This window comes from Asanoa siamensis (assembly GCF_016862555.1).
Lineage (GTDB): Bacteria > Actinomycetota > Actinomycetes > Mycobacteriales > Micromonosporaceae > Asanoa > Asanoa siamensis.
In genome coordinates, this window is record NZ_BONE01000057.1 from 20,149 (window position 1) to 40,549 (window position 20,401).

General features: G+C 73.8%; 14 protein-coding genes. 3 read left to right on the forward strand and 11 right to left on the reverse strand.

What is annotated here, in order from left to right:
• Positions 1-21: 21 nt before the first annotated feature.
• A complete protein-coding gene (locus tag Asi02nite_RS28925; protein ID WP_203717155.1) occupies positions 22-753 on the reverse strand; it encodes an SDR family oxidoreductase in 732 nt (243 codons plus the stop codon).
• Positions 750-1,235, reverse strand: a complete 486-nt coding sequence (locus Asi02nite_RS28930; RefSeq protein WP_203717156.1) for a GNAT family N-acetyltransferase — start codon at positions 1,233-1,235, stop codon at positions 750-752. Before Asi02nite_RS28930 ends, Asi02nite_RS28925 begins: the two co-directional genes overlap by 4 nt.
• Positions 1,236-1,265: 30 nt before the next feature.
• On the opposite strand from Asi02nite_RS28930, the gene Asi02nite_RS28935 reads away from it, so the two are divergent.
• Together Asi02nite_RS28935 and Asi02nite_RS28940 are read left to right on the forward strand one after the other, a co-directional pair.
• Entirely contained in the window at positions 1,266-2,429 is a 1,164-nt protein-coding gene (locus tag Asi02nite_RS28935) for an epoxide hydrolase family protein (protein ID WP_203717157.1), read from the forward strand.
• Positions 2,430-2,441: 12 nt separating this feature from the next.
• Entirely contained in the window at positions 2,442-3,890 is a 1,449-nt protein-coding gene (locus tag Asi02nite_RS28940) for a pyridoxal-dependent decarboxylase (RefSeq protein ID WP_239127192.1), read from the forward strand.
• 131 nt (positions 3,891-4,021) lie between these two features.
• On the opposite strand, the gene Asi02nite_RS28945 is transcribed toward Asi02nite_RS28940, so the two are convergent.
• The 6 genes from Asi02nite_RS28945 to gltB form a co-directional block, all read right to left on the reverse strand.
• Positions 4,022-4,381, reverse strand: coding sequence for a hypothetical protein (locus tag Asi02nite_RS28945; RefSeq protein WP_203717158.1), 360 nt, complete (start codon positions 4,379-4,381; stop codon positions 4,022-4,024).
• 346 nt (positions 4,382-4,727) lie between these two features.
• Positions 4,728-5,195, reverse strand: coding sequence for an RrF2 family transcriptional regulator (locus Asi02nite_RS28950; protein ID WP_203717159.1), 468 nt, complete (start codon positions 5,193-5,195; stop codon positions 4,728-4,730).
• Positions 5,196-5,231: 36 nt separating this feature from the next.
• A complete protein-coding gene (locus Asi02nite_RS28955; protein ID WP_203717173.1) occupies positions 5,232-6,062 on the reverse strand; it encodes an acyl-CoA thioesterase in 831 nt (276 codons plus the stop codon).
• Positions 6,063-6,109: 47 nt separating this feature from the next.
• Positions 6,110-7,555, reverse strand: coding sequence for a pyruvate kinase (gene pyk / locus Asi02nite_RS28960; RefSeq protein WP_203717160.1), 1,446 nt, complete (start codon positions 7,553-7,555; stop codon positions 6,110-6,112).
• A gap of 198 nt (positions 7,556-7,753) precedes the next feature.
• Positions 7,754-9,229 (reverse strand): glutamate synthase subunit beta, encoded by a 1,476-nt coding sequence (locus tag Asi02nite_RS28965; protein WP_203717161.1) that lies wholly within the window; start codon positions 9,227-9,229, stop codon positions 7,754-7,756.
• The gene (gene gltB / locus Asi02nite_RS28970) at positions 9,222-13,778 is read right to left on the reverse strand and encodes a glutamate synthase large subunit (protein WP_203717162.1); all 4,557 of its coding nucleotides are present in this window, start codon (positions 13,776-13,778) and stop codon (positions 9,222-9,224) included. Before gltB ends, Asi02nite_RS28965 begins: the two co-directional genes overlap by 8 nt.
• Positions 13,779-13,928: 150 nt before the next feature.
• Here gltB and Asi02nite_RS28975 point away from each other — a divergent pair, with 150 nt between their 5' ends.
• A complete protein-coding gene (locus Asi02nite_RS28975) occupies positions 13,929-14,771 on the forward strand; it encodes a GNAT family N-acetyltransferase (protein ID WP_239127193.1) in 843 nt (280 codons plus the stop codon).
• Positions 14,772-14,782: 11 nt separating this feature from the next.
• Here the strand turns inward: Asi02nite_RS28975 and Asi02nite_RS28980 are convergent, their stop codons facing one another.
• The 3 genes from Asi02nite_RS28980 to lgt all read right to left on the reverse strand — a co-directional run bounded on the left by Asi02nite_RS28980 (position 14,783) and on the right by lgt (position 20,384).
• Entirely contained in the window at positions 14,783-17,908 is a 3,126-nt protein-coding gene (locus tag Asi02nite_RS28980; protein WP_203717163.1) for an AfsR/SARP family transcriptional regulator, read from the reverse strand.
• Positions 17,909-18,012: 104 nt separating this feature from the next.
• Positions 18,013-19,212 carry an FAD-dependent oxidoreductase gene (locus tag Asi02nite_RS28985; RefSeq protein WP_203717164.1) on the reverse strand — a complete coding sequence of 400 codons (1,200 nt, stop codon included), beginning with the start codon at positions 19,210-19,212 and terminating at the stop codon, positions 18,013-18,015.
• 32 nt (positions 19,213-19,244) lie between these two features.
• On the reverse strand, positions 19,245-20,384 hold the full coding sequence (gene lgt, locus Asi02nite_RS28990; RefSeq protein WP_239127196.1) for a prolipoprotein diacylglyceryl transferase: 1,140 nt from the start codon (positions 20,382-20,384) through the stop codon (positions 19,245-19,247).
• Positions 20,385-20,401 lie beyond the last annotated feature (17 nt).

The window sequence follows — 20,401 nt, forward strand, 5'->3', positions numbered from 1 at the left end:
ACATGTAACGTTTAAGTAACGTCACCGGCCACCGGCGACGCGGATGGTCGCACCGGTCACATAGGACGCATCGTCGCTGAGCAGCCAGGAGATCGCCGCGGCGACCTCGTCGGGCTGGCCGGCGCGGCCCAGCGGGGCGCTCGGCCCGACCCGGTCCGCGCGGCCCGGCTCGCCGCTCTGGGTGCCGTGGAAGTCGGTGTAGATGACGCCGGGTTGGACCGTATTGACCCGGATGCCGTCCGGACCAAGCTCTTTGGACAGACCGAGCGTCAGGGCGTCGATGGCGGCCTTGCTCGCCGCGTAGTGCGGGTACTCGTTGGGGCTGCCCAGCGTGGCGGCGGCGGACGAGACGTTGACGATCGCGCCGCCCGCGGTCATGCGGCGGGCCGCCTCGCGGGCGCAGAAGATCGCGCCCACGACGTTGACCTCGACGACCCGGCGCAGGTCCTCGTCGTCGAGGTCGACGAAGCGGCCGATCCGGCTGCCGACGCCGGCGTTGTTGACCAGGCCGGTGACCGCGCCCAGCTGCGCGTACGCCTCGTCGAAGAGCTTGACGACCTGTGCCGCGTCGGCGGTCTCGACCGGAATCGCGACGGCCTGGCCGCCGTTTCCGGTGATCCGGTCGACCACCGCGGCGGCCTTCGCGGCGTCGCTGCGGTACCCGACGGCGACCGCGTGGCCCGCGGCGGCGAGGCGGTGGCAGGTGGCGGCGCCGATCCCGCGGGAGCCGCCGGTGACGATGGTGACCTTCACGAGTCGAGCTCCAAACGTGCGTAGACCTTGTCGGGGTTGGCTTCCAGGACCGCGCCGGCACCACGGAGGGTGGCCAGCGCCGGGTGGTTGCCGGGGGTCGTGTCGGCCTCGACGGTACGCGCGCCCGCGCGGCGCGCCTCGTAGAGGAGCCTGTGCAAGGCCTGGGTGGCCACCCCCTGACCTCGTGCGGTGCGGGCGAGCCACATGCCGGTCTCCGCCTCGTCGCCCTCGATCGTCAGGCGGATCATGCCGACCAGGCGGTCCTCGGTGGTGATCGCGTACATGACGGTGCGCAGCGGGCCGGCGAGTCCGCCCTGGCGCTCCTGGTGGAAGGCGCGGAAGAAGTCCCGGCGTTCGCGTGTCCACCCGGGCGGTCCGTCCACCGGGGGCGTGACCTCGGTGGGGTCGGCGTCGGCGACGGCCACCGCGAGCAGGCGCTCGGTGAGGGCGTCGTCGAGTGGGGTGAGCTGGACGTCCAACATTTGTCACACCCTAGAACTAGCCTCCCGGCCATGACGAAACCATTCCTCGTCGATGTCCCCGAGGCCGTGCTCGACGACCTGCGCTATCGCATCCGGACCACGCGGTGGCCGCCCGCCGCGCCGGGGCCGCCCTGGGCGCAGGGCACCGATCTCGACTACCTGCGCGATCTGCTGGCCTACTGGGCCGACGGGTTCGACTGGCGTTTCGCCGAGCGCCGGCTCAACTCGTTCCCCCAGTTCGTCGTCGAGGTCGACGGGGTCGAGATCCACTGCGTCCACGCCCGGGCGGTGGGCGGTGGGGGCGTGCCGCTCGTGCTGACCCACGGCTGGCCGAGCGCCTACGTCGAGATCCTGCCGTTGGTGTCGCGGTTGACCGATCCCGCCGCGCACGGCCTCGCGGGGCCGGCGTTCGACGTGGTGGTGCCGTCGCTGCCCGGCTACGGGTTCACGCCGCGGCCGGCCGCGCCGGTCGACAACCGGCGGGTGGCGGGGCTGTGGCACGGGCTGATGGACGCGCTCGGCTACCCGCGTTACGGCGCCGGTGGCGGTGACTTCGGGGCGGGGGTGGCGACGTGGATGGCGTTGAGCCGGCCCGAGCGGGTGATCGGGATCCACCTGACCACCCCTGAGGTCGCGCCCTACCTGGGGCCGGAGGCGCCGCCCTTGTCGCCTTCCGAGCAGGCCTACGTCGCGCACACCGCGGGGTGGGACGCGACCGAGCGAGGCTATTCGGCGATCCAGAGCACAAGGCCACAGACGCTGGGGTACGGGTTGACCGACTCCCCCGCCGGGTTGGCCGCCTGGATCGTGGAGAAGTGGCGGGCGTGGGGTGACACCGGCGGCGACGTCGACGCGCGCTTCGGCCGCGACTTCCTGCTCACGCTGCTCACCATCTACTGGGCGACGGAGTCGATCACTACCTCCGTCCGGGACTACTACGACAACCGCTGGCACGGCGTGGAGATCGGGCCCACCGACCGGGTGGTGGTGCCGACCGCGATCGCCGTGTTCGCCAACGAGTTCGTGCGCGAGGGGGTGCCGCCGCCCGAATGGGCGGAACGGCTCTATCCGGTGCACCGGCGCACGGTCTTCCCGCGCGGCGGGCACTTCGCGGCGGCCGAGGAGCCCGACCTGGTGGCGGGCGACATAGCCGCGTTCTTCGGGAGCGTGTTGCGCGCAGGGGGTGATGCTTGATCGACTCGGGGCATGGCAGGGCACATGACCGCCGACGAGTTCCGCCGGCACGGGCACGATCTGGTCGACTGGGTGGCCGACTACTGGGAGTCGGTCGGCTCGCTCCCGGTGCGGCCGGGCGACCCGCCGGGGGCGGTGGCGGCGCGGCTGCCGTCCGCGCCGCCGGCTGAGGGCGACGGCTTCGCCGGCCTGCGCGCCGACCTGGACAGCGTGGTGCTGCCCGGGATGACGCACTGGCAGCACCCGGGGTTCTTCGCCTACTTCCCGGCGAACACGTCGGGCCCGAGCGTCCTGGGCGACCTGGTCGGCGCGGGCCTGGGCGTCCAGGGCATGTTGTGGGCGACGGGTCCGGCGGCGACCGAGGTCGAGACCGTGATGCTGGACTGGCTGGCCGAGTTGCTGGACCTGCCGGAGCGGTTCCGGTCGACGTCCACGGGCGGCGGGGTCATCCAGGACTCGGCGTCGTCCGCGGCCCTGGTGGCGACGCTGGCGGGCCTGCACCGGGCGGGCGGCGGGGCGTGGCGCACGGACGGGATCGGGGGCGCGCGCTACACGGTCTACACGTCGACCCAGGGTCACTCGTCGATCGAGAAGGCGGCCCGGATCGCCGGCATCGGCGACGCGGGCGTCCGCCAGATCGAGGTCTCGCCGGACACCCTGGCGATGAACCCGGCGGCGCTGCGCGCCGCGCTCGAGGCGGACGTGGCCGCCGGCTGCCGGCCCGCCGTCGTGGTGGCCACGATCGGCACGACCTCGACGACGGCGGTCGACCCGCTGCCGGAGATCGGCCGCATCTGCGCGGAGTTCGGCGTCTGGCTGCACGTGGACGCGGCCTACGCGGGCGCGGCCGCGGTCTGCCCGGAGCTGCGTTGGACCCACGCGGGTCTGGAACACGCCGACTCCTACTGCTTCGACCCGCACAAGTGGCTCCTGACAGGCTTCGACTGCGACGCGTTCTGGGTGGCCGACCGCGAGGCCCTGGTAGCCGCCTTGACGGTGATGCCGGAGTACCTCCGCAACGTGGCCACGGAGTCGGGCGCGGTGATCGACTACCGCGACTGGGGTGTCCCCCTCGGCCGCCGCTTCCGGTCGCTCAAGCTCTGGTTCGTCCTCCGCTGGTACGGCGCGGCCGGCCTCCAGGCGCACATCCGCGGCCACGTCGCCCTGGCCCAACGCTTCGCGGCGCACGTAGCGGCCGACGACCGCTTCGAGATCGTGGCCCCACACCCGTTCTCCCTGGTCTGCTTCCGCCTCCGCGCGGGCGACGGGCCATCGGAGGAGCTGCTGACCAGAATCAACGCGACGGGCCGCTACTACCTGACGCACACCAAGGTCAACGGCGCCTACGTCCTGCGCTTGGCGGTAGGCGCCCCCCAAACCACGGAGACCCACGTGGACGAGGCCTGGTCCCTCCTCTCCACCGCGGCAACAGACATCCTGGCGGCCGGCCCGGAGAGCTAGAAGCGGCCACCGCTGGCAGCGGCCGCGCGGACCGCTCGCGCCGGGTTCCGCCTCGGGAGGCCCTCTCAGCGAGGGACATTTCTACGGGTGGGCGGGCGAGGGCTGGGCGTTCCGGCCGGTAGGTGGCGGAGCTACGAACGGCGCGGTAGTTCGCCCACGCCGATGCAGGCCAGGACGGAGCCCGCGTCGGGCGTCAGGAAGAGGACGAACGACATCGGCGGCTCGTCGGCGGCGACCCGGCCGAGGAGGACCGGCTCTTCGCCGAGCGACTCCAGCGTTTTGACCGCCACGTCGAAGCCCAGCGTGGTGATGCCCTGCCGGCGCGTGCCCTCGTCTCGCCGCCGGTAGGTCGGTGCGAGTTCGTTCGCCGGGATCGGCTCGCCCTCGTCCGTGGAGACACGGAAGTCGGCGCCCAGTTCGAGCGCCTTCCGGCAGGCGACATCGGCGGCGTTGTCGCCGGTCAACAGCGAGATCAGGTCAGCGCGCTCCACGCACGAACCGTACGTCGAAAACGGACTGTAGCGACATCCGGCACAGAGCGTCTATTCCGGTGTAGCACGCCAATCGGAATCGCGGCGCGGTCAAAGATGGTTCGATGTCCGTACCCGCGGCGGTCCGAGATGCGACCTCCGGACCGTCGTGGGCCAATCGCACCGCCGCCGGTCCCGACATCCGATGTGCACCGCCGTGACCGCTGTGACCGGAGCGACGGATGCGCCTCAGGCGGCCGAATCCGGCGGTCAGGCGACCGGCTCTGCGATCAGACCCAAGCCACCGGACCCGCCGTCAGACCCAAGCCACCGGACCGCCGTCAGACCCAAGCCACCGGACCCGCCGTCAGGCCCAGGCCGCCGGGTCCGCGGTCAGGTCGCGGACGCGGTCCGGGAGCTTGCCCGTCGCCACGTCGTGGATCGACACCAGATCCAGGATCTCGCGTTCGCTCGCCCGCAGCGCGATCCAGACCTCCTGCAGCGCCGCCGCCGCGCCCGTGTAGCCCAGGTCCTCCGGCCGCTGGCCGCGGACATTGGCCAAGGGACCGTCGATCGCCCTGATGACCTGCCCGAGCCCGATCTCCCGCGCCGGCCGCGCCAGCCAGTAGCCGCCCTCGGGCCCGCGCTGGGCGTGAACCAGGCCCGCCCGGCGCAACTGCAGCAGGATGCTTTCCAGGAACTTCGGCGGGATCTCCTGTGCCTTCGCCACCTGTTCCGCGGTCATCGGCGAGGGGCCGGCACCGTCCTGGTCAGCGGCGGCGGCCAGTTCCGCCATGGCGCGCAGCGCGTAGTCGACCCGTGCGGACAGTCGCATGGTACTAATCCTATCGGGTACGTATATGCGAAAGGATCATGCACCCACGCGGCGGAGGAGGCCCTCCTGGACCGCGGTGGCGATGTTGGCGCCCGAGGCCGTGAACATCCGGCCCGTGGCCAGGCCCCGGCCGCCCGCGGCCGACGGGCTCCAGCAGTCGTAGAGGAACCACTCGTCCGCCCGGAACGGACGGTGGAACCACAACGCGTGGTCCAGACTCGCCCCGATCACGCCGCCCGGGCCCCAGACCTCGCCGTGGACCGACAGGACCGAATCCAGCAGGGTCATGTCCGACGCATACGTCAGGGCGCAGGCGTGCAGCAGCGGGTCGTCCGGCAGCTTGCCGTCGATCCGCATCCAGACCCGCTGGTGCGGGTCCGCCCGCCGGTCGCCGGGGGCCACCCAGCCGGGCTCACCCACGTAACGCACGTCCAGCGACCACGGCACCGAGGACCAGATGCCGAGGCGCTCCGGGTACGCACCCAGGCGCTCGCGCATCGTCGGCACCTCGTCCGGCCCGGGCACGTCCAGCGGCGCCGGCGCCTGATGGTCCAGGCCGTCCTCGTGCCGGTGGAACGACGCCGACATGAAGAAGATGGTCTTGTCGTTCTGCACGGCCACCGAGCGGCGGACCGAGAAGGACCGGCCGTCGCGGATCTTCTCGACGTGGTACTCGATCGGCTGGCCCGACTCCCCCGGCCGCACGAAGTAGCCGTGCAGCGAGTGGACGGTGCGTGACGGGTCGACGGTGCGACCGGCCGCCACCAGGGCCTGGGCGGCCACGTGGCCGCCGTACACCCGCTGGAGGCCGACCACCGGGGTCGTGCCGACGAAGACCGACTCCGACTGCCGCGCGAGGTCGAGCATCCCGACCAGGTAGTCGACCGCCGGTTGCCCGCCCGCGGGGATGTCGGTCACAGGCGCGTGACGCTGGCCGGGTCGACCAGCGAGCCGATCAGGTGCACCCGCAGCGTGTTGGTCGAGCCCGGGGTGCCGGGCGGGCTGCCCGCCACGACCACCACGTAGTCGCCCGGCTCGGCCCGGCCGAGGCCCAGCAGCGCCTGGTCGACCTGGCGGAACATGTCGTCGGTGTGCTGCACGAACGGCATGTGGAACGTCTCCACACCCCAGCTCAGCGCGAGCTGGGCGCGCACCTCGGAGACCGGGGTGAAGGCCAGCAGCGGCAGCTCGCAGTGCAGCCGGGCGAGGCGGCGGACCGTGTCGCCCGTCTGGGAGAACGCGACCATCGCCTTGGCGCCGACCGCGCGGGCGACGTTGGACGCCGCGATGGTCAGGGCGCCGCCGTGCGTACGCGGGTCGTGCTGGAGCCGCGGCACCGGCATCCCGCCGGCCTCCGTCGTGGCGATGATCTTCGCCATCGTCGAGACCGTGAGCACCGGGTATTTTCCGACGCTCGTCTCGCCCGAGAGCATCAGGGCGTCGGCGCCGTCGAGCACCGCGTTGGCCACGTCGGAGGCCTCGGCGCGGGTCGGGCGCGCGTTTTCGATCATGGAGTCGAGCATCTGGGTCGCGACGATGACCGGCTTGGCGTCCTCGCGGCACATCTGCACGGCGCGCTTCTGCACCAGCGGCACCTGGTCGAGCGGCAACTCGACGCCGAGGTCACCGCGGGCGACCATCACGCCGTCGAACGCGTCGACGATCTCCTCGAGCCGGTCGACCGCCTCGGGCTTCTCGACCTTGGCCAGGACCGGGCGGCGGACGCCGACCTCGTCCATGATCGCGTGGACCAGCTTGACGTCGTCGGGCGAGCGGACGAACGAGAGCGCCACCAGGTCGACGCCGAGGCGCAGCGCGAACCGCAGGTCCTCGATGTCCTTCTCGGACAGGGCCGGCACGCTGACGTCCACGTTGGGCAGCGAGACGCCCTTGTTGTTGGAGACCGGGCCGCCCTCGATCACCAGGACCCGGATGTCGTTGCCGGTGACCTCGGTGACCTCGACCGCGACCTTGCCGTCGTCGATCAGCAGCCGGTCGCCGGGCTTGACCTCCTGCGGCAGCTTCGTATAGGTGCAGGAGACCCGGTCGGCGGTGCCGGCGACGTCGTCGCTGGTGATCACCACGGAGTCGCCGGTGCGCCACTCGTGCGGGCCGTCCGCGAACCGGCCGAGCCGGATCTTGGGGCCCTGCAGGTCGGCCAGCACCGCGACCGCGCGGCCGGCCGCGTCGGCGGCCTCGCGCACGAGCTTGTAGACCGCCTCGTGGTCGGCGTGGTCACCGTGGCTGAAGTTGAGCCGCGCCACGTCCATCCCGGCGTCTACGAGGCCCTGGATCCGCTCCGGTGAGGCGGTCGCTGGGCCCAGCGTGCAGACAATCTTCGCGCGGCGTGTCACGCCCATGAGGCTAGTCTCTTTCCCGGATCGTCCTCGTAACCGGCTTCTGTCGGGAATCCGAACAGTTGCCGTCACCGCCGTCTTCCACCGCCGGTGACCGTCAGCGAGCCTACTCCCAGCACGGACGCCGATGGCACCCGACCGACGGCAGCGTGGACCGGGTCCGCAACGTCGAAGACCCGGTCACGCTGCGTAGGAAAAGCGTCACGCCGCCAACGGTACGGCGGCCGGATCGACCGGCGTCGGCAGCTCGCCCTCGCCCCCGAGGTAGGAGTGGATGGCCGCCGCGGCCGCCCGCCCCTCGGCGATCGCCCAGACGATCAGCGAGGCGCCCCGGTGCATGTCGCCGGCGACGAAGACCCCGTCGGTGCCGGTCTGCCAGTCCGACCGGGCATCGACCGCGCCGCGCCCGTTGCGCACCACACCGAGCTGGTCCAGCAGCGGCTGCGGCTCGGTGCCGTCGAAGCCGATGGCCAGCAGCACGATGTCGGCCGGCAGCTCCCGCTCGGAGCCCGGCACCACCTCGATGATCCGCTTGCCGTCGACCTTGGTCACCGTCACCTCGGCGATCCGGACCGCCTTCACGGCGCCGGTGCCGTCGTGCACGAACTCCTGCACCCCGACGGCGAAGTCGCGCCCGCCGCCCTCCTCGTGGGCCGGGTAGTTGCGCAGGATCCACGGCCAGGTCGGCCACGGGTCCCGGGCCTCGTCGCGGATCGCGGGCGGCTCCGGGTAGAGGTCGAGCTGGAAGACCTGCGCCGCGCCCTGCCGGTGGGCCACGCCCAGGCAGTCGGCCGCGGTGTCGCCGCCACCGATGATCACGACATTCTTACCGGCGGCGTCGATCGGGGTGGTGGAGGCCAACCCGGCCGCCACCCGGTTGGCCGGCACGAGGTGCTCCATGGCCAGGTGTACGCCGCGCAGCCCGCGCCCGGGCGTCGCCGGGGTGTCGCGGCCCTGCAGCGCGCCGCAGGCCAGCAGCACCGCGTCGAACTCGGCCCGGAGCTGGTCGGCCGTCACGTCGACGCCGACGTTGACGCCGGTCTCGAAGACCACGCCCTCGGCGAGGAGCTGCTCGACCCGGCGGTCGATGTGTGACTTCTCGAGCTTGAAGTCGGGGATGCCGAACCGCATCAGCCCGCCGACCCGGTCGTCGCGCTCGAAGACCGTGACGGCGTGCCCGGCCCGGGCGAGCTGCTGGGCCGCCGCGAGGCCCGCGGGGCCGGAGCCGACCACCGCGACCCGCTTGCCGGACGCGTGCCCGGCCGGCTGCGGCGTGACCAGCCCGAGGTCGAACGCGCGGTTGGCGATCTCCACCTCGACCTGCTTGATCGTCACCGCCGCGCCGCCCGCGATGCTGAGCACGCAGGCGGCCTCGCACGGCGCGGGGCAGAGCCGCCCGGTGAACTCCGGGAAGTTGTTGGTCGCGTGCAGGGACTCGGCCGCGCCCGCCCACTGCCCGGTGCGGACCAGGTCGTTCCAGTCCGGGATCCGGTTGCCGAGCGGGCAGCCCTGGTGGCAGAACGGGATGCCGCAGTCCATGCACCGACTGGCCTGCTCACGGATCAGCCCGTCGTCGGCCGACGGGTAGACCTCGCGCCAGTCCTGGATGCGGACCGGCACCGGTCGCCGCTCCGGGAGCCGGCGCCCGTGGCGCAGGAAACCCTGTGGATCAGGCACGTGCTACCTCCATGACAGCCGTGTCGACGTCATGGCCGGCAGCCTCGGCGGCCCGGATCGCCTCCATTACGCGCTTGTAGTCACGCGGGACGACAGCGGTGAACTCGCGGGCCGCCTCCGGCCAGCGCTTGAGCAGGTCCGCGGCGACGGCCGAGTCGGTCTCCGCGAAGTGGCGCTGCACCAGCGCCTGCACGGTGACCTGCTCGTCGTCGGTGAGCGGGGTGAGGTCGACCAGCTCGGGGTTGACCCGCGCGGCGTCGGCGCGCCACAGATAGGCCGTGCCGCCGGACATGCCCGCGGCGAAGTTGCGGCCGGTCGGGCCGAGCACGACGACGGTGCCGCCCGTCATGTATTCACAGCCGTGGTCGCCGACGCCCTCGACGACCGTGGTCGCGCCCGAGTTGCGGACCGCGAAGCGCTCGCCGACCCGGCCGCGGAGGAACAGCTCTCCCCCGGTCGCGCCGTGCAGGATGGTGTTGCCGGCGATGATCTGCTGCTCGGCCACGAACGGCGCGTCGACGTGCGGGCGCACCACCACACGGCCGCCGGAGAGCCCCTTGGCCACGTAGTCGTTGGCGTCGCCGTGCAGCCGGATCGTCACGCCGCGCGGCAGGAACGCGCCGAACGACTGCCCACCGGTGCCGACGAGGTCGAGCTCGATCGTGTCGTCGGGCAGCCCCTCGCCGCCGTACCGCCGGGCGACCGCGCCGCCCAGCATCGCGCCGACGCTGCGCTGGTCGTTGCGTACCGCGACGGTGGCCCGCACCGGGGTGCCGTCCTTCAGTGCCGGCGCGGCCAGCTCCAGGAGCTGGTTGTCGAGGGCGCGGGCCAGCCCGTGGTCCTGGTCCTGGGCCTTGCGCCGGGAAGCGCCCGCCGGCAGGTCCGGCACGTGCAGCACCGGCGACAGGTCGAGCCCGTTGGCCTTCCAGTGGTCGATCGCCGGCACCAGGTCGAGCAGCTCCGCGTGCCCGATGGCCTCGTCGATCGAGCGGAAGCCCAGCTCGGCCAGGTAGCCGCGGACCTCTTCGGCGAGGAACTCGAAGAACGTCTCGACGAACTCGGGCTTGCCGGTGAACTTCTCGCGCAGCGCGGGGTTCTGGGTCGCGATGCCGACCGGACAGGTGTCGAGGTGGCAGACCCGCATCATCACGCAGCCCGAGACGATCAGCGGCGCGGTGGCGAAGCCGAACTCCTCGGCGCCGAGCAGCGCGGCGACCACCACGTCGCGACCGGTCTTGAGCTGGCCGTCGACCTGCACGGTGACCCGGTCGCGCAGGCCGTTGAGCAGCAGCGTCTGCTGGGTCTCGGCCAACCCCAGCTCCCACGGGGTGCCGGCGTGCTTGAGCGAGTTGAGCGGGCTGGCGCCCGTACCCCCGTCATGCCCGGAGATCAGGATGACGTCGGCCTTGAGCTTGGCGACGCCCGCGGCGACGGTGCCGACACCGACCTCGGACACGAGCTTCACGTGTACGCGCGCCGCGGGGTTGACCATCTTGAGGTCGTGGACGAGTTGCGCCAGGTCCTCGATGGAGTAGATGTCGTGGTGCGGCGGCGGCGAGATCAGCCCGACGCCCGGCGTGGCGTGCCGGGTCTTCGCGATCCACGGCCACACCTTGTTGCCGGGCAGCTGGCCGCCCTCGCCGGGCTTCGCGCCCTGCGCCATCTTGATCTGCAGGTCGTCGGCGTTGACGAGGTATTCGGCGGTGACACCGAACCGGCCACTGGCGACCTGCTTCACGGCTGACCGGCGCGACGGGTCGTAGAGCCGCTCGACGTCCTCGCCGCCCTCACCGGTGTTGGACTTGCCGCCCAGCCGGTTCATGGCGATCGCGAGGGTCTCGTGCGCCTCGGCCGAGATGGACCCGTACGACATCGCGCCGGTGGCGAACCGCTTGACGATCGCGCTGACCGGCTCGACCTCCTCGATCGGCACGGCCGGCCGGTCGCCGGTGCGCAGCCGGAACAGCCCCCGCAGCGAGCCGGCCTCGGCGGCCAGCTGGTCGACCTTGGCCGTGTAGCGGGCGAAGATGTCCTCCCGCTTGCTGCGGGTGGCGTGCTGCAGCAGGAACACCGTCTCCGGGTTGAACAGGTGCAGCTCGCCCTCGCGGCGCCACTGGTATTCGCCGCCGACGTCGAGCTTGCGGTGGCTGCGCTCGGCCTCGTTGGCCGGGTACGCCCGGGCGTGCCGGGCCACGATCTCGGCGTGGATGTCGGCGAGCCGGGCACCACCGATCTTCGCCGGGGTGCCGGCGAAGTAGCGCTGCACGACCCGGGCGTCGAGCCCGACGGCCTCGAAGACCTGGGCGCCGCAGTACGACGAGACGGTGGAGATGCCCATCTTCGACATGATCTTCAGGACGCCCTTGCTGAGCGCCTTGACGTAGTTGCGGATCGCGTCGGCCGGCGCGACGCCGGTCAGCGCGCCGGTGGCGATCAGGTCCTCGGCGGACTCGAAGGCGAGGTAGGGGTTGACCGCCGCCGCGCCGTAGCCGAGCAGCAGGGCCGCGTGGTGCACCTCGCGGCAGTCGCCGGACTCGACGACCAGGGCGACCTGCGTACGCGTCTGCTCGCGCACCAGGTGCTGGTGCACGGCCGCGGTGAGCAGCAGCGACGGGATCGGCGCGAGATCGGCCGTGGAGTCGCGGTCGGAGAGCACGAGGATGCGTACGCCGTCCTCGATCGCCTCGGAGACGTGCCGGCAGATCTCGGTGAGCCGCGCCTTGATGCCGGCGGCCCCGTTGCGCAGCGGATAGAGCCCGGAGACCCGGACGGCCTTGAAGCCCGGCAGGTCGCCGTCGTCGTCGACGGAGAGCAGCTTGGCCAGCTCGTCGTTGTCGAGCACCGGCCGCGGCAGCACGATCTGGCGACAGCTCGCCGCGCCGGGGTCGAGCAGGTTGCCCTCGGGCCCGATGGTGCCGGACAGGCTGGTCACCAGCTCCTCGCGGATCGCGTCGAGCGGCGGGTTGGTCACCTGGGCGAAGAGCTGGTGGAAGTAGTCGTAGAGCAGCCGCGGCCGGGTCGACAGCGGCGCGATCGGGGTGTCGGTGCCCATCGAGCCGAGCGGCTCGGCGCCGGCGCGGGCCATCGGCCCGACCAGGATCTTGAGCTCCTCCTCGGTGTAGCCGAACGTCTGCTGCCGGCGCTGCACCGAGTCGTGCGTGTAGACGATGTGCTCGCGGGCGGGCAGGTCCTCGAGGTCGATCAGGCCCGCGTGCAGCCAGTCGTCATAGGGCAGAGCCGCGGCCAGCTCGGCCTTGATCTCGTCGTCCTCGACGATCCGGCCCTCGGCGGTGTCGACGAGGAACATCCGGCCCGGCTGGAGGCGGCCCTTGGCGACCACGGTGGTCGGGTCGAGGTCGAGCACGCCGGCCTCGCTGCCGAGCACGACCAGGCCGTCCTCGGTGCGCCACCAGCGGCCCGGGCGCAGGCCGTTGCGGTCGAGCACGGCGCCGACCAGCGTGCCGTCGGTGAACGCGACGCTGGCGGGCCCGTCCCACGGCTCCATCAGGCTGGCGTGGAAGCGGTAGAACGCCCGGCGGGCCGGGTCCATCGAGGTGTCGTTCTCCCAGGCCTCCGGGATCATCATGAGCACGGCGTGCGGCAGCTCGCGGCCCGCGAGGTGCAGCAGCTCCAGCACCTCGTCGAAGTTGGCCGAGTCGGACGCGGCCGGCGTGCAGATCGGGAACAGCCGGCGGATGTTGCCTGGCAGGCGCGGCGAGGCGAGCAGGGCCTCGCGGGCGTTCATCCAGTTCTTGTTGCCGCGGATCGTGTTGATCTCGCCGTTGTGGGCGATGAAGCGATAAGGATGCGCCAGCGGCCACGACGGGAACGTGTTGGTCGAGAAGCGGGAGTGCACCAGGGCGATCGCGCTGCGTACCCGGCGGTTGGTCAGGTCCGGGAAGAACGCGGGGAGCTGGTCCGGGGTGAGCATGCCCTTGTAGACCATGGTGCGGGCGGACAGGCTCGGGAAGTAGGCGGGTATCCCGCGCTCGGCGGTCTCGCGCTCGGCCTGCTTGCGGACGCAGAACGCCACGCGGTCGAGGTCGAGGTCGCGCAGCGGCGTGCCGGCCGGCCCGTCGGGACCGTCGTGCAGGCGGTGGGCGGCCAGGAAGACCTGACGGATCCGCGGGCGGACGAGCTCGGCGGTCGCGCCGAGGCCCTCGGGCTCCACGGGGACGTCGCGCCAGCCGAGCACCTCGGCGCCCTCGACGATGGCGTACTTCTCGATGACCGTGACCGCCTGGGCGGCCTCCGCGTCGGTCGTGGGCAGGAACACGAGACCGGTCGCGTAGAAGCCGGCGGGGGGCAACGGGAAGTCGACGGTGGCCCGGAGGAACTCGTCGGGCACCTGGATCATGATGCCGGCGCCGTCGCCGGTGTTGGGCTCCGCGCCCCGGGCGCCCCGGTGGTCGAGCCGGCACAGCGCCGAGAGCCCCTTCTCCACGACCTCGTGGGAGCGGCGTCCGGCCAGGTCGGCGACGAACGCGACGCCACAGGAGTCACGCTCGTTGTCCGGGTCGTACAAACCCTGGGTAGACGGAAATGCCACCGGGCCTCCACGGTCGTCTCGGTCACGCTGATTTCAGGTTCGGGACGACGTCGGCCCTGCTGGGTCTTCTGAGTTTACGTGAATGCCGGCCCTCATCCGCCAGGACGTATTGATCACACGCCCAGAGTCTGAGATGTGTACTCTCGCGCGGTGACTACCCCCGATCCTGCTCTGCTGCGCCGCTTGGAGACGTTCTACGACGCGCTGCCCCGGTTCAGCGCGCATGCGGAGGACTTCGGCGGTCTCGTCCTGTTCGTACGCGACGGCGCGGGCTGGCCGTTCTACGCCCGTCCGCGCCTCGACGGCGCGGAGCCCCCGTCGGCGGCCGACATCATGGCCGCCCGCGAGCGGCAGCGCGAGCTGGGCCTGCCGGAGGCGTTCGAGTGGGTCCACGAGAACTCCCCCGACCTGCTCCCGGTCGCCCGCTCGGCCGGCCTGGCGGTGCTCGAGGCGCCGCTGATGGTGCTGGACCCGGCGGCACTGCCCACCACCGCCGCGCCGGGGGTCCGGCTGCTCGACCCCGCGTCGGCGACCTTCGCCGCCGACACCGAGCTGTCGCGGGCGGTCGCGGCCGTGGGCTTCGGCACACCGGGTACGGCGGCCGGTGCGGCCGGCCCCGCCGAGCGCGACGCGGCCCGGGTCGAGATCGACGCGGCGGCCGTCGACGACGAGCGCGCGGCGATCGTCGGGGGCCGGCGGTTCACCGCGGTCGCCACGGTGCCGGACGCCGGCGTGGTGGCCAGCGGCATCGGCATGCGGGCCGGCGACGTGGTGGAGATCGCCGGGGTGGCCACGCTGCCCGCGTTCCGCCGGCGGGGCCTGGGCGCGGCTGTGACCCTGACACTGGCCCGGCACGCGCTCGACTCGGGCGCCGGTGTGGTCTTCCTCTCGGCCAGCGACATGGACGTGGCCCGGGTCTACCTGAGCGTCGGCTTCCGCCGCGTCGGCACCGCCTGCATCGCCGAACCGGCCCCGGTGACCGCGCCGGCCTGATCCGCCGTCGGTCAGGCCGGGTCGGCCGTGGCCGGCAGGGCCGGGACCATCGGCTCCGGCTCGGTGACCAGGGTGTCCAGGTTCGCGGTCTGGCCCGCGCGATGCGCCGCGGTGTAGGCGTCCGCGCCGAGCAGCGTGCGCAGGCCTGCCGCGGTGGCGGCCAGGTCGTAGAGCTCGCACGCCGGCACCGGCGTGCCCAGCTCCGTGCGGATCGTCGCCGCCGCGCCGAGCAGGGCCGCGCCGCGGTCGGCGGCGCCGACGACGCGGGCCGCCTCGGCCAGGGCCTCCAGGACGCTGGCCGTGCGCCAGCGGTCGCCGACCTGGCGGTGGGTGGCCAGGCTGCGGACCAGGTGGGCGACCGCGCGTCCGGTGCGGCCGGCGCGCAGGTCCACCAGGCCGCGCAGGTTGTGCGCCCAGCCCAGGCCCTCCGGGAAGGCCAGGGCGGTGAACCGGTCGAGGGCCGTGTCCAGGAGCGAGGCGGCACGGTCGGCGTCGCCGCGGTAGAGGGCGACCGCGCCGAGATTCAGGACCGCCGTGGCGGCCGCCTCCGGGTCGCCCAGCCGTTCGAAGCCGTCGTGGGCCAGGCGCAGCTTGGCCTCCGCGCGGTCGACGTCCGTGGCCAGCCAGGCGGTGAAGCCGCGCAGCAGCGCCGACTGGGCGACGCCCCACGGGTCGTCGTGCACGTCGAACAGCCGGGCGGCCGCGTCGAGGTGCGCGGCGGAGGCTTTGTATTCGGCGCGTTCCCGGGCGACCGAGCCCAGCGTCAGCTCGACCCGGGCCTCGCCGAGCGGGTCGCCCGCGGCCCGGCAGGCGGCCCGGCCGGCCGCGGCGTGCCCGGCCGCACCGGGGTAGTCGCAGAGCAGCATGGCCAGCATCGCCGCGCCGGCCAGGGCCTTGGCCCGCAGCGTGGCGGGCGCCGCCGGGTGCCGGGCCAGCGCGGCGACCAGCCACCCGCGGCCGTCGCGGTACCAGCCCTCCAGCCGGCAGTAGTTGGCCAGCGCGCCGGCCAGGCGCAGGTCGCCGTAGGGCTCGACGTCGGCGCCGCCGAGCCAGCCCATCGCCACCCGCAGGTTGGCGCCCTCGCGGCGCAGGCGGTTGAGCCACCAACCCTGCGCCGAGCCGCGCAGACCGCTCTCGGCCCGCTCGGCCAGGGCGAGGAAGTGCCGGGCGTGCGCCTGCCGCGCCGCGCCCTCGGCGGCCGCGGCCCGCAGCCGGGCCAGCGCGTGCCGGTGGATCGGCATCAGCATCCGGTAGCGGGCGTCGACCCCGGGCCGCTGGGTCTCCACCAGCGACGCCTCGACCAGCGCGGCGAGGTCGTCGGCCGCGGACGCGCCGGCCACCGCGGTGGCGGCCTCGGCGTCGAACCCGCCGGCGAAGACGGCCAGCCGGTCGAACAACAGCCGGGCGGACGGGCCGAGCTGGTCCACACTGGACTCGACAGCCGCGGCGACCGTGCGGTGCCGGGCCGGTGCGGTCGGGTCGGGGCTGCGCAGCACGCTCTGGTCGGACCGCAGCCGGGCCACGATCTCCGGGACCGACAGCACCGGCATCCGGGCGGCGGCGAGCTCGATGGCCAGCGGCAGCCCGTCGAGCTCGGCGCAGAGCCGGGCCACCGCGGTCGCGTCGGACTCCGGCACCGGCCGGCCGGAGCGGGCCCGCGCGCGTTCGAGGAAGAGCCGGCTGGCCGGATGCGCCGCGAGGCCCGCGATGGTGTGCTCGCCGTCGGGCGCCGGGCCGGACAGGGGCGGCACCGGCACGGTCGCCTCGTCGGGCAGCCGCAACGCGACCCGGCTGGTCGACAGGATCCGCAGCGCCGGACAGCGCGCCAGCAGCACACCGGCGAGGTCGGCCGCGCCGGCGACGACGTGCTCGCAGTTGTCGAGCACGAGCAGGCCCTCGCCGGTGCCGAGCACGCCGGCCAGCGTGTCGGCGATCGCCCGGCCGGGCTCGTCCCGCACACCGAGCGCCGCAGCGACGGCCACCGCCACCCGCGCCGGGTCGTCGACGACGCTCAGGTCGACGAACCAGACCAGCTTGTGGTCGGCGGCCACGGAGACCGCGAGCCGGGTCTTGCCGCTGCCGCCGGGACCGGTCAACGTCACCAGCCGCTCGTCGGCGAGGCGCCCGGCCACCCGGGCGGCCAGCCGCTCGCGGCCGATCAGCGGGGTCAGCGGCACCGGCAGGCCGGCGCGGGCCACCACCGGGGCCGGGGGCGGGGGCGGGCACGGCTCGGGCCGCTCCCACCAGGTCGCCAGGCCGCCCGAGCGGACCAGCGCCGCGATCTCGCCGAGGCGGCGCCCCGGCTCCACGCCCAGGTTGTCGGCGACGGCGAGCACGGCCCGGTCGTAGACCTCGGCGGCCGCCCGCCGGCCGTGGGCGAACGCCGTGGCGGTGAGCAGCAGCTCCCAGAGCCGCTCGCGCAGCGGATGCCGGGCCAGCGCGCGTTCGAGGTCGGCGACCGCCTCCTGCGCGGCGGTCTGGGCGGCCGTGCCCGCGGCCACGGCGTCGGGGTCGGCGGCCGGTGCGCCCGCGGCGGTCAGCGCGGCGGCGACCCGGCGCAGCAGGCACTCCCAGCGGTCCTCGATCGCCGCGGCGCGCATCTGCACGAGGCGGGTGCGCTCGGCCTGCACCCAGCCGAGCGGGTTGACGGCGGTGCCGGCCAGCGGGTCGCCGTCGAGGTCGACCTGCCAGAGCCGCAACGCGGTGGCGAACCGGGCCGACGCACCGGCCAGGTCGCCCTCGGCCATCACCTCACGGGCGCGGCGCAGCAGGTGGGTGAACCGGGTGGCGTCGACGGACCGGCCGGGCAGCCGCAGCACCAGCCCGTCCGGCGTGCGGCCCAGCGCCGTGGGAGCGCCGGCGTCGGCGAGCGCGGTGGCGAGCGCGTCGTAGGCGGTCTCGAGCCGCTCCCCCGCGCCCGCGCCGCGCTGCCGCGGCACCGTCCACAGTGCTGAGCCGATCAGCTCGACCGGCACCGTCTCACCTGGACGGAGCGCGAGCAGGCCGAGCAGGTCGCGGGCGGCCGGCGGCAACGGCACCGCGGCGCCGTCGACCAGCAGCCGGACCGGCCCCAGCAGGCAGGCCTCCGCGCGGACGGACCGATGCCCGTCGATCGCTGGCGACCCACCCTCGTCCACGACGCACCCTTCCGTCCGGTAGCCGGTAGTCTGCCCGTTCGCGCGCACCATGGTCATGGCACGTTCGGCCACCTCGGCCGGTTGCTCGGCCGCTTACGCCTCGGTCACGCGGGGGGCCGCCACTGTGCGGCGGTGCTGGCCGCGCTGCCCAGCAGGCGCGGGGTGATCTGGCCGAGCGCCGCGTCGCGGGCGCGCAGCGCGAGCCGGCCGCGGGTCTGCAGCACCGCCGACATCCGGCGGGTCTGGCGGACCATCGTGGCGGCGCGAGGCCGGCGCTCCCGGTCGTAGCCCTCGATCGCCCGCCGCAACGGGAGGCCGGGCTCGGCGTCGCGGACCGCGGCGGCGAGGGTGGCCGCGTCCTCGAACGCCAGGCAGGCGCCCTGGCCGAGGTGGTGCGGCATGGCGTGGGCGGCGTCGCCCAGCAGCACGACGCCGCCGGGCCCCGACGCGAAGGCGTAGGCCCGGGGCAGCGGCCGGAGCTCACGGACCTCCTGCTGCACGAGGTCGTCGGGCTCGGTCGCGTCGAGCAGGTCGGCGATCGGGGCGGGCCAGTCGGCGTACCACCGGCGCAGCAGGCCGAGTTGCGTCGCCGGCGGCTCGGGGCGGGGGGCACCGGCCGCCGTGGCGACCCAGTAGACGCCGCCGCGCGTGGAGGCGCCCGACGAGCCGCGCTCGCCGAGCGAGGCGGCCACGAAGCGGTAGCCGGCGCCGAGCGTCTCGCCGCCGACCGGGCGGCCCTCGATGGTCTTCGGCGCCCTGTACCACGGGATGACCGCGCGCCAGGCGGTGCAGCCGGAGCTGACCACCGCCGACGCCGGCGCCAGCCGGGCGCGGACCGCGCTGTCGATGCCGTCGGCGGCCACCACCAGGTCGGCGGCGAACACCTGGCGGCCGGCGGTCACGGCTGGCCGGTCGTTGGCGCCCGTGCGCGCGTCGTCGACCCGGATGCCGGTGCGGATGTCGAGCCGGTCGCCCAGCCCGGCGATCAGCGCGTCGTGCAGGTCCTCGCGGTGGACGACCACCGGCGCCCGGTGGGGCGCGACAGGGCGCGGCTGCACGAGCCAGTGGCCGTCGGGCCGGCGCACGCCGGTCTCGCCGACCGGCGTGCCGATCGCGTCGAGGCCGTCACCGAGGCCGAGGGCGCGCAGCGCGCGGATGCCGTTGGGCCAGAGCACCAGGGCCGTCTGGCCCGGCCGCACCCGGTCGGCCCGCTCCAGCAGCGTCACCTGCCAGCCCGAGCGGGCCAGCGCGCCGGCCACAGCCAGGCCGCCGATCCCGGCGCCCACCACGACGGCCGTACGCATCGGCACCGCCTCTCCGGGGTGGTCGTGGTGGGTCAGCGGTCGTCGGCGCGGCCGCCCGCACCGGCGGCCGTGGTGTCGCTGTCCTGCCCATCTTCGTCGGCCTCGACCTCGGCGGCGTCGGACTCGCCGTCCGACTCAGCCTTGGCGGTGGCATTGTCATTCGAGTCGGGCACGGCGTCGCCGTCGGGGACCACACCGGTCGCCTGGTAGGCGTGGAACTGTTCCTCGTCGACCACCCGGTAACTGGACGGGATGGCCGCGGTCGCCGCCGGCTTCGCGGAGACGTCGACGGTCGAGATGTCGCCGCCCCGCGGCGCGGGGACCGGCGCGTCGACGCCGACCGGGATGAGGTATTCGCGCGGGCCGCGCACCTTCAGGAAGTACGCCAGCGCCCCGACGAACACGAGCGCGGCGACGAACACGTTGATCCGGACGCCGGCGATGTGGGTCGCGGTGTCGTCGCGCATCATCTCGATGAAGAACCGGCCCAGCGTGTAGCCCATCACGTAGAGCGCGAAGGCCCGGCCCCTGCCGAACTTGAACTTCCGGTCGAGAGCCAGCACCAGGCCCGCCACGAGCACGTTCCAGACGAGCTCGTAGAGGAACGTCGGATGGTAGAGGCCGGGGCGCAGCACGGCCTCGCCGTCGACCAGCGTGGGCCGGCCGGCCGAGTCCATCTCGTGCACCTCGAGGCCCCAGGGCAGCGTGGTCTGCCGGCCGTAGAGCTCGTTGTTGAACCAGTTGCCGAGCCGGCCGACGGCCTGGGCCAGCGGCAGGCCGGGGGCCAGCGCGTCGGCGACCACGGTCAGCGGCATGCCGAGCTGGCGGGCGGCGAGCAGGGCACCGACGGCGCCACCGGCCACCGCGCCCCAGATGCCCAGGCCGCCCTTCCAGACCTGGAGCGCCTCGAGGGGGTCACCGCCCTCGCCGAAGTACTGCCCCGGCGAGGTGATCACGTGGTAGATCCGGGCGCCGATGATGCCGAACGGCACGGCCCAGACGGCGATGTCGAGGATCGCCCACTTGTGCGCGCCGCGCTGCCGGAGACGGAACTCCGTCACCACGCCGGCGAGAATGATGCCCAGGATGATGCAGAGGGCGTACGCCCGGATCGGAACCGGGCCGATCTCCCACACGGCGTTGGTGGGGCTCGGAATCGCGGCGACTGTCACGGGTCAACACGGTACCG

Excerpts from the sequence above, each read along its gene's own strand:
- Asi02nite_RS28935 (WP_203717157.1), top strand. The coding sequence starts at position 1,266 with ATGACGAAACCATTCCTCGTCGATGTCCCCGAGGCCGTGCTCGACGAC.
- Asi02nite_RS28930 (WP_203717156.1), bottom strand. The coding sequence starts at position 1,235 with ATGTTGGACGTCCAGCTCACCCCACTCGACGACGCCCTCACCGAGCGC.
- Asi02nite_RS28950 (WP_203717159.1), bottom strand. The coding sequence starts at position 5,195 with ATGCGACTGTCCGCACGGGTCGACTACGCGCTGCGCGCCATGGCGGAA.
- Asi02nite_RS28955 (WP_203717173.1), bottom strand. The coding sequence starts at position 6,062 with ATGCTCGACCTCGCGCGGCAGTCGGAGTCGGTCTTCGTCGGCACGACC.
- Asi02nite_RS28940 (WP_239127192.1), top strand. The coding sequence starts at position 2,442 with ATGGCAGGGCACATGACCGCCGACGAGTTCCGCCGGCACGGGCACGAT.
- pyk (WP_203717160.1), bottom strand. The coding sequence starts at position 7,555 with ATGGGCGTGACACGCCGCGCGAAGATTGTCTGCACGCTGGGCCCAGCG.
- Asi02nite_RS28985 (WP_203717164.1), bottom strand. The coding sequence starts at position 19,212 with ATGCGTACGGCCGTCGTGGTGGGCGCCGGGATCGGCGGCCTGGCTGTG.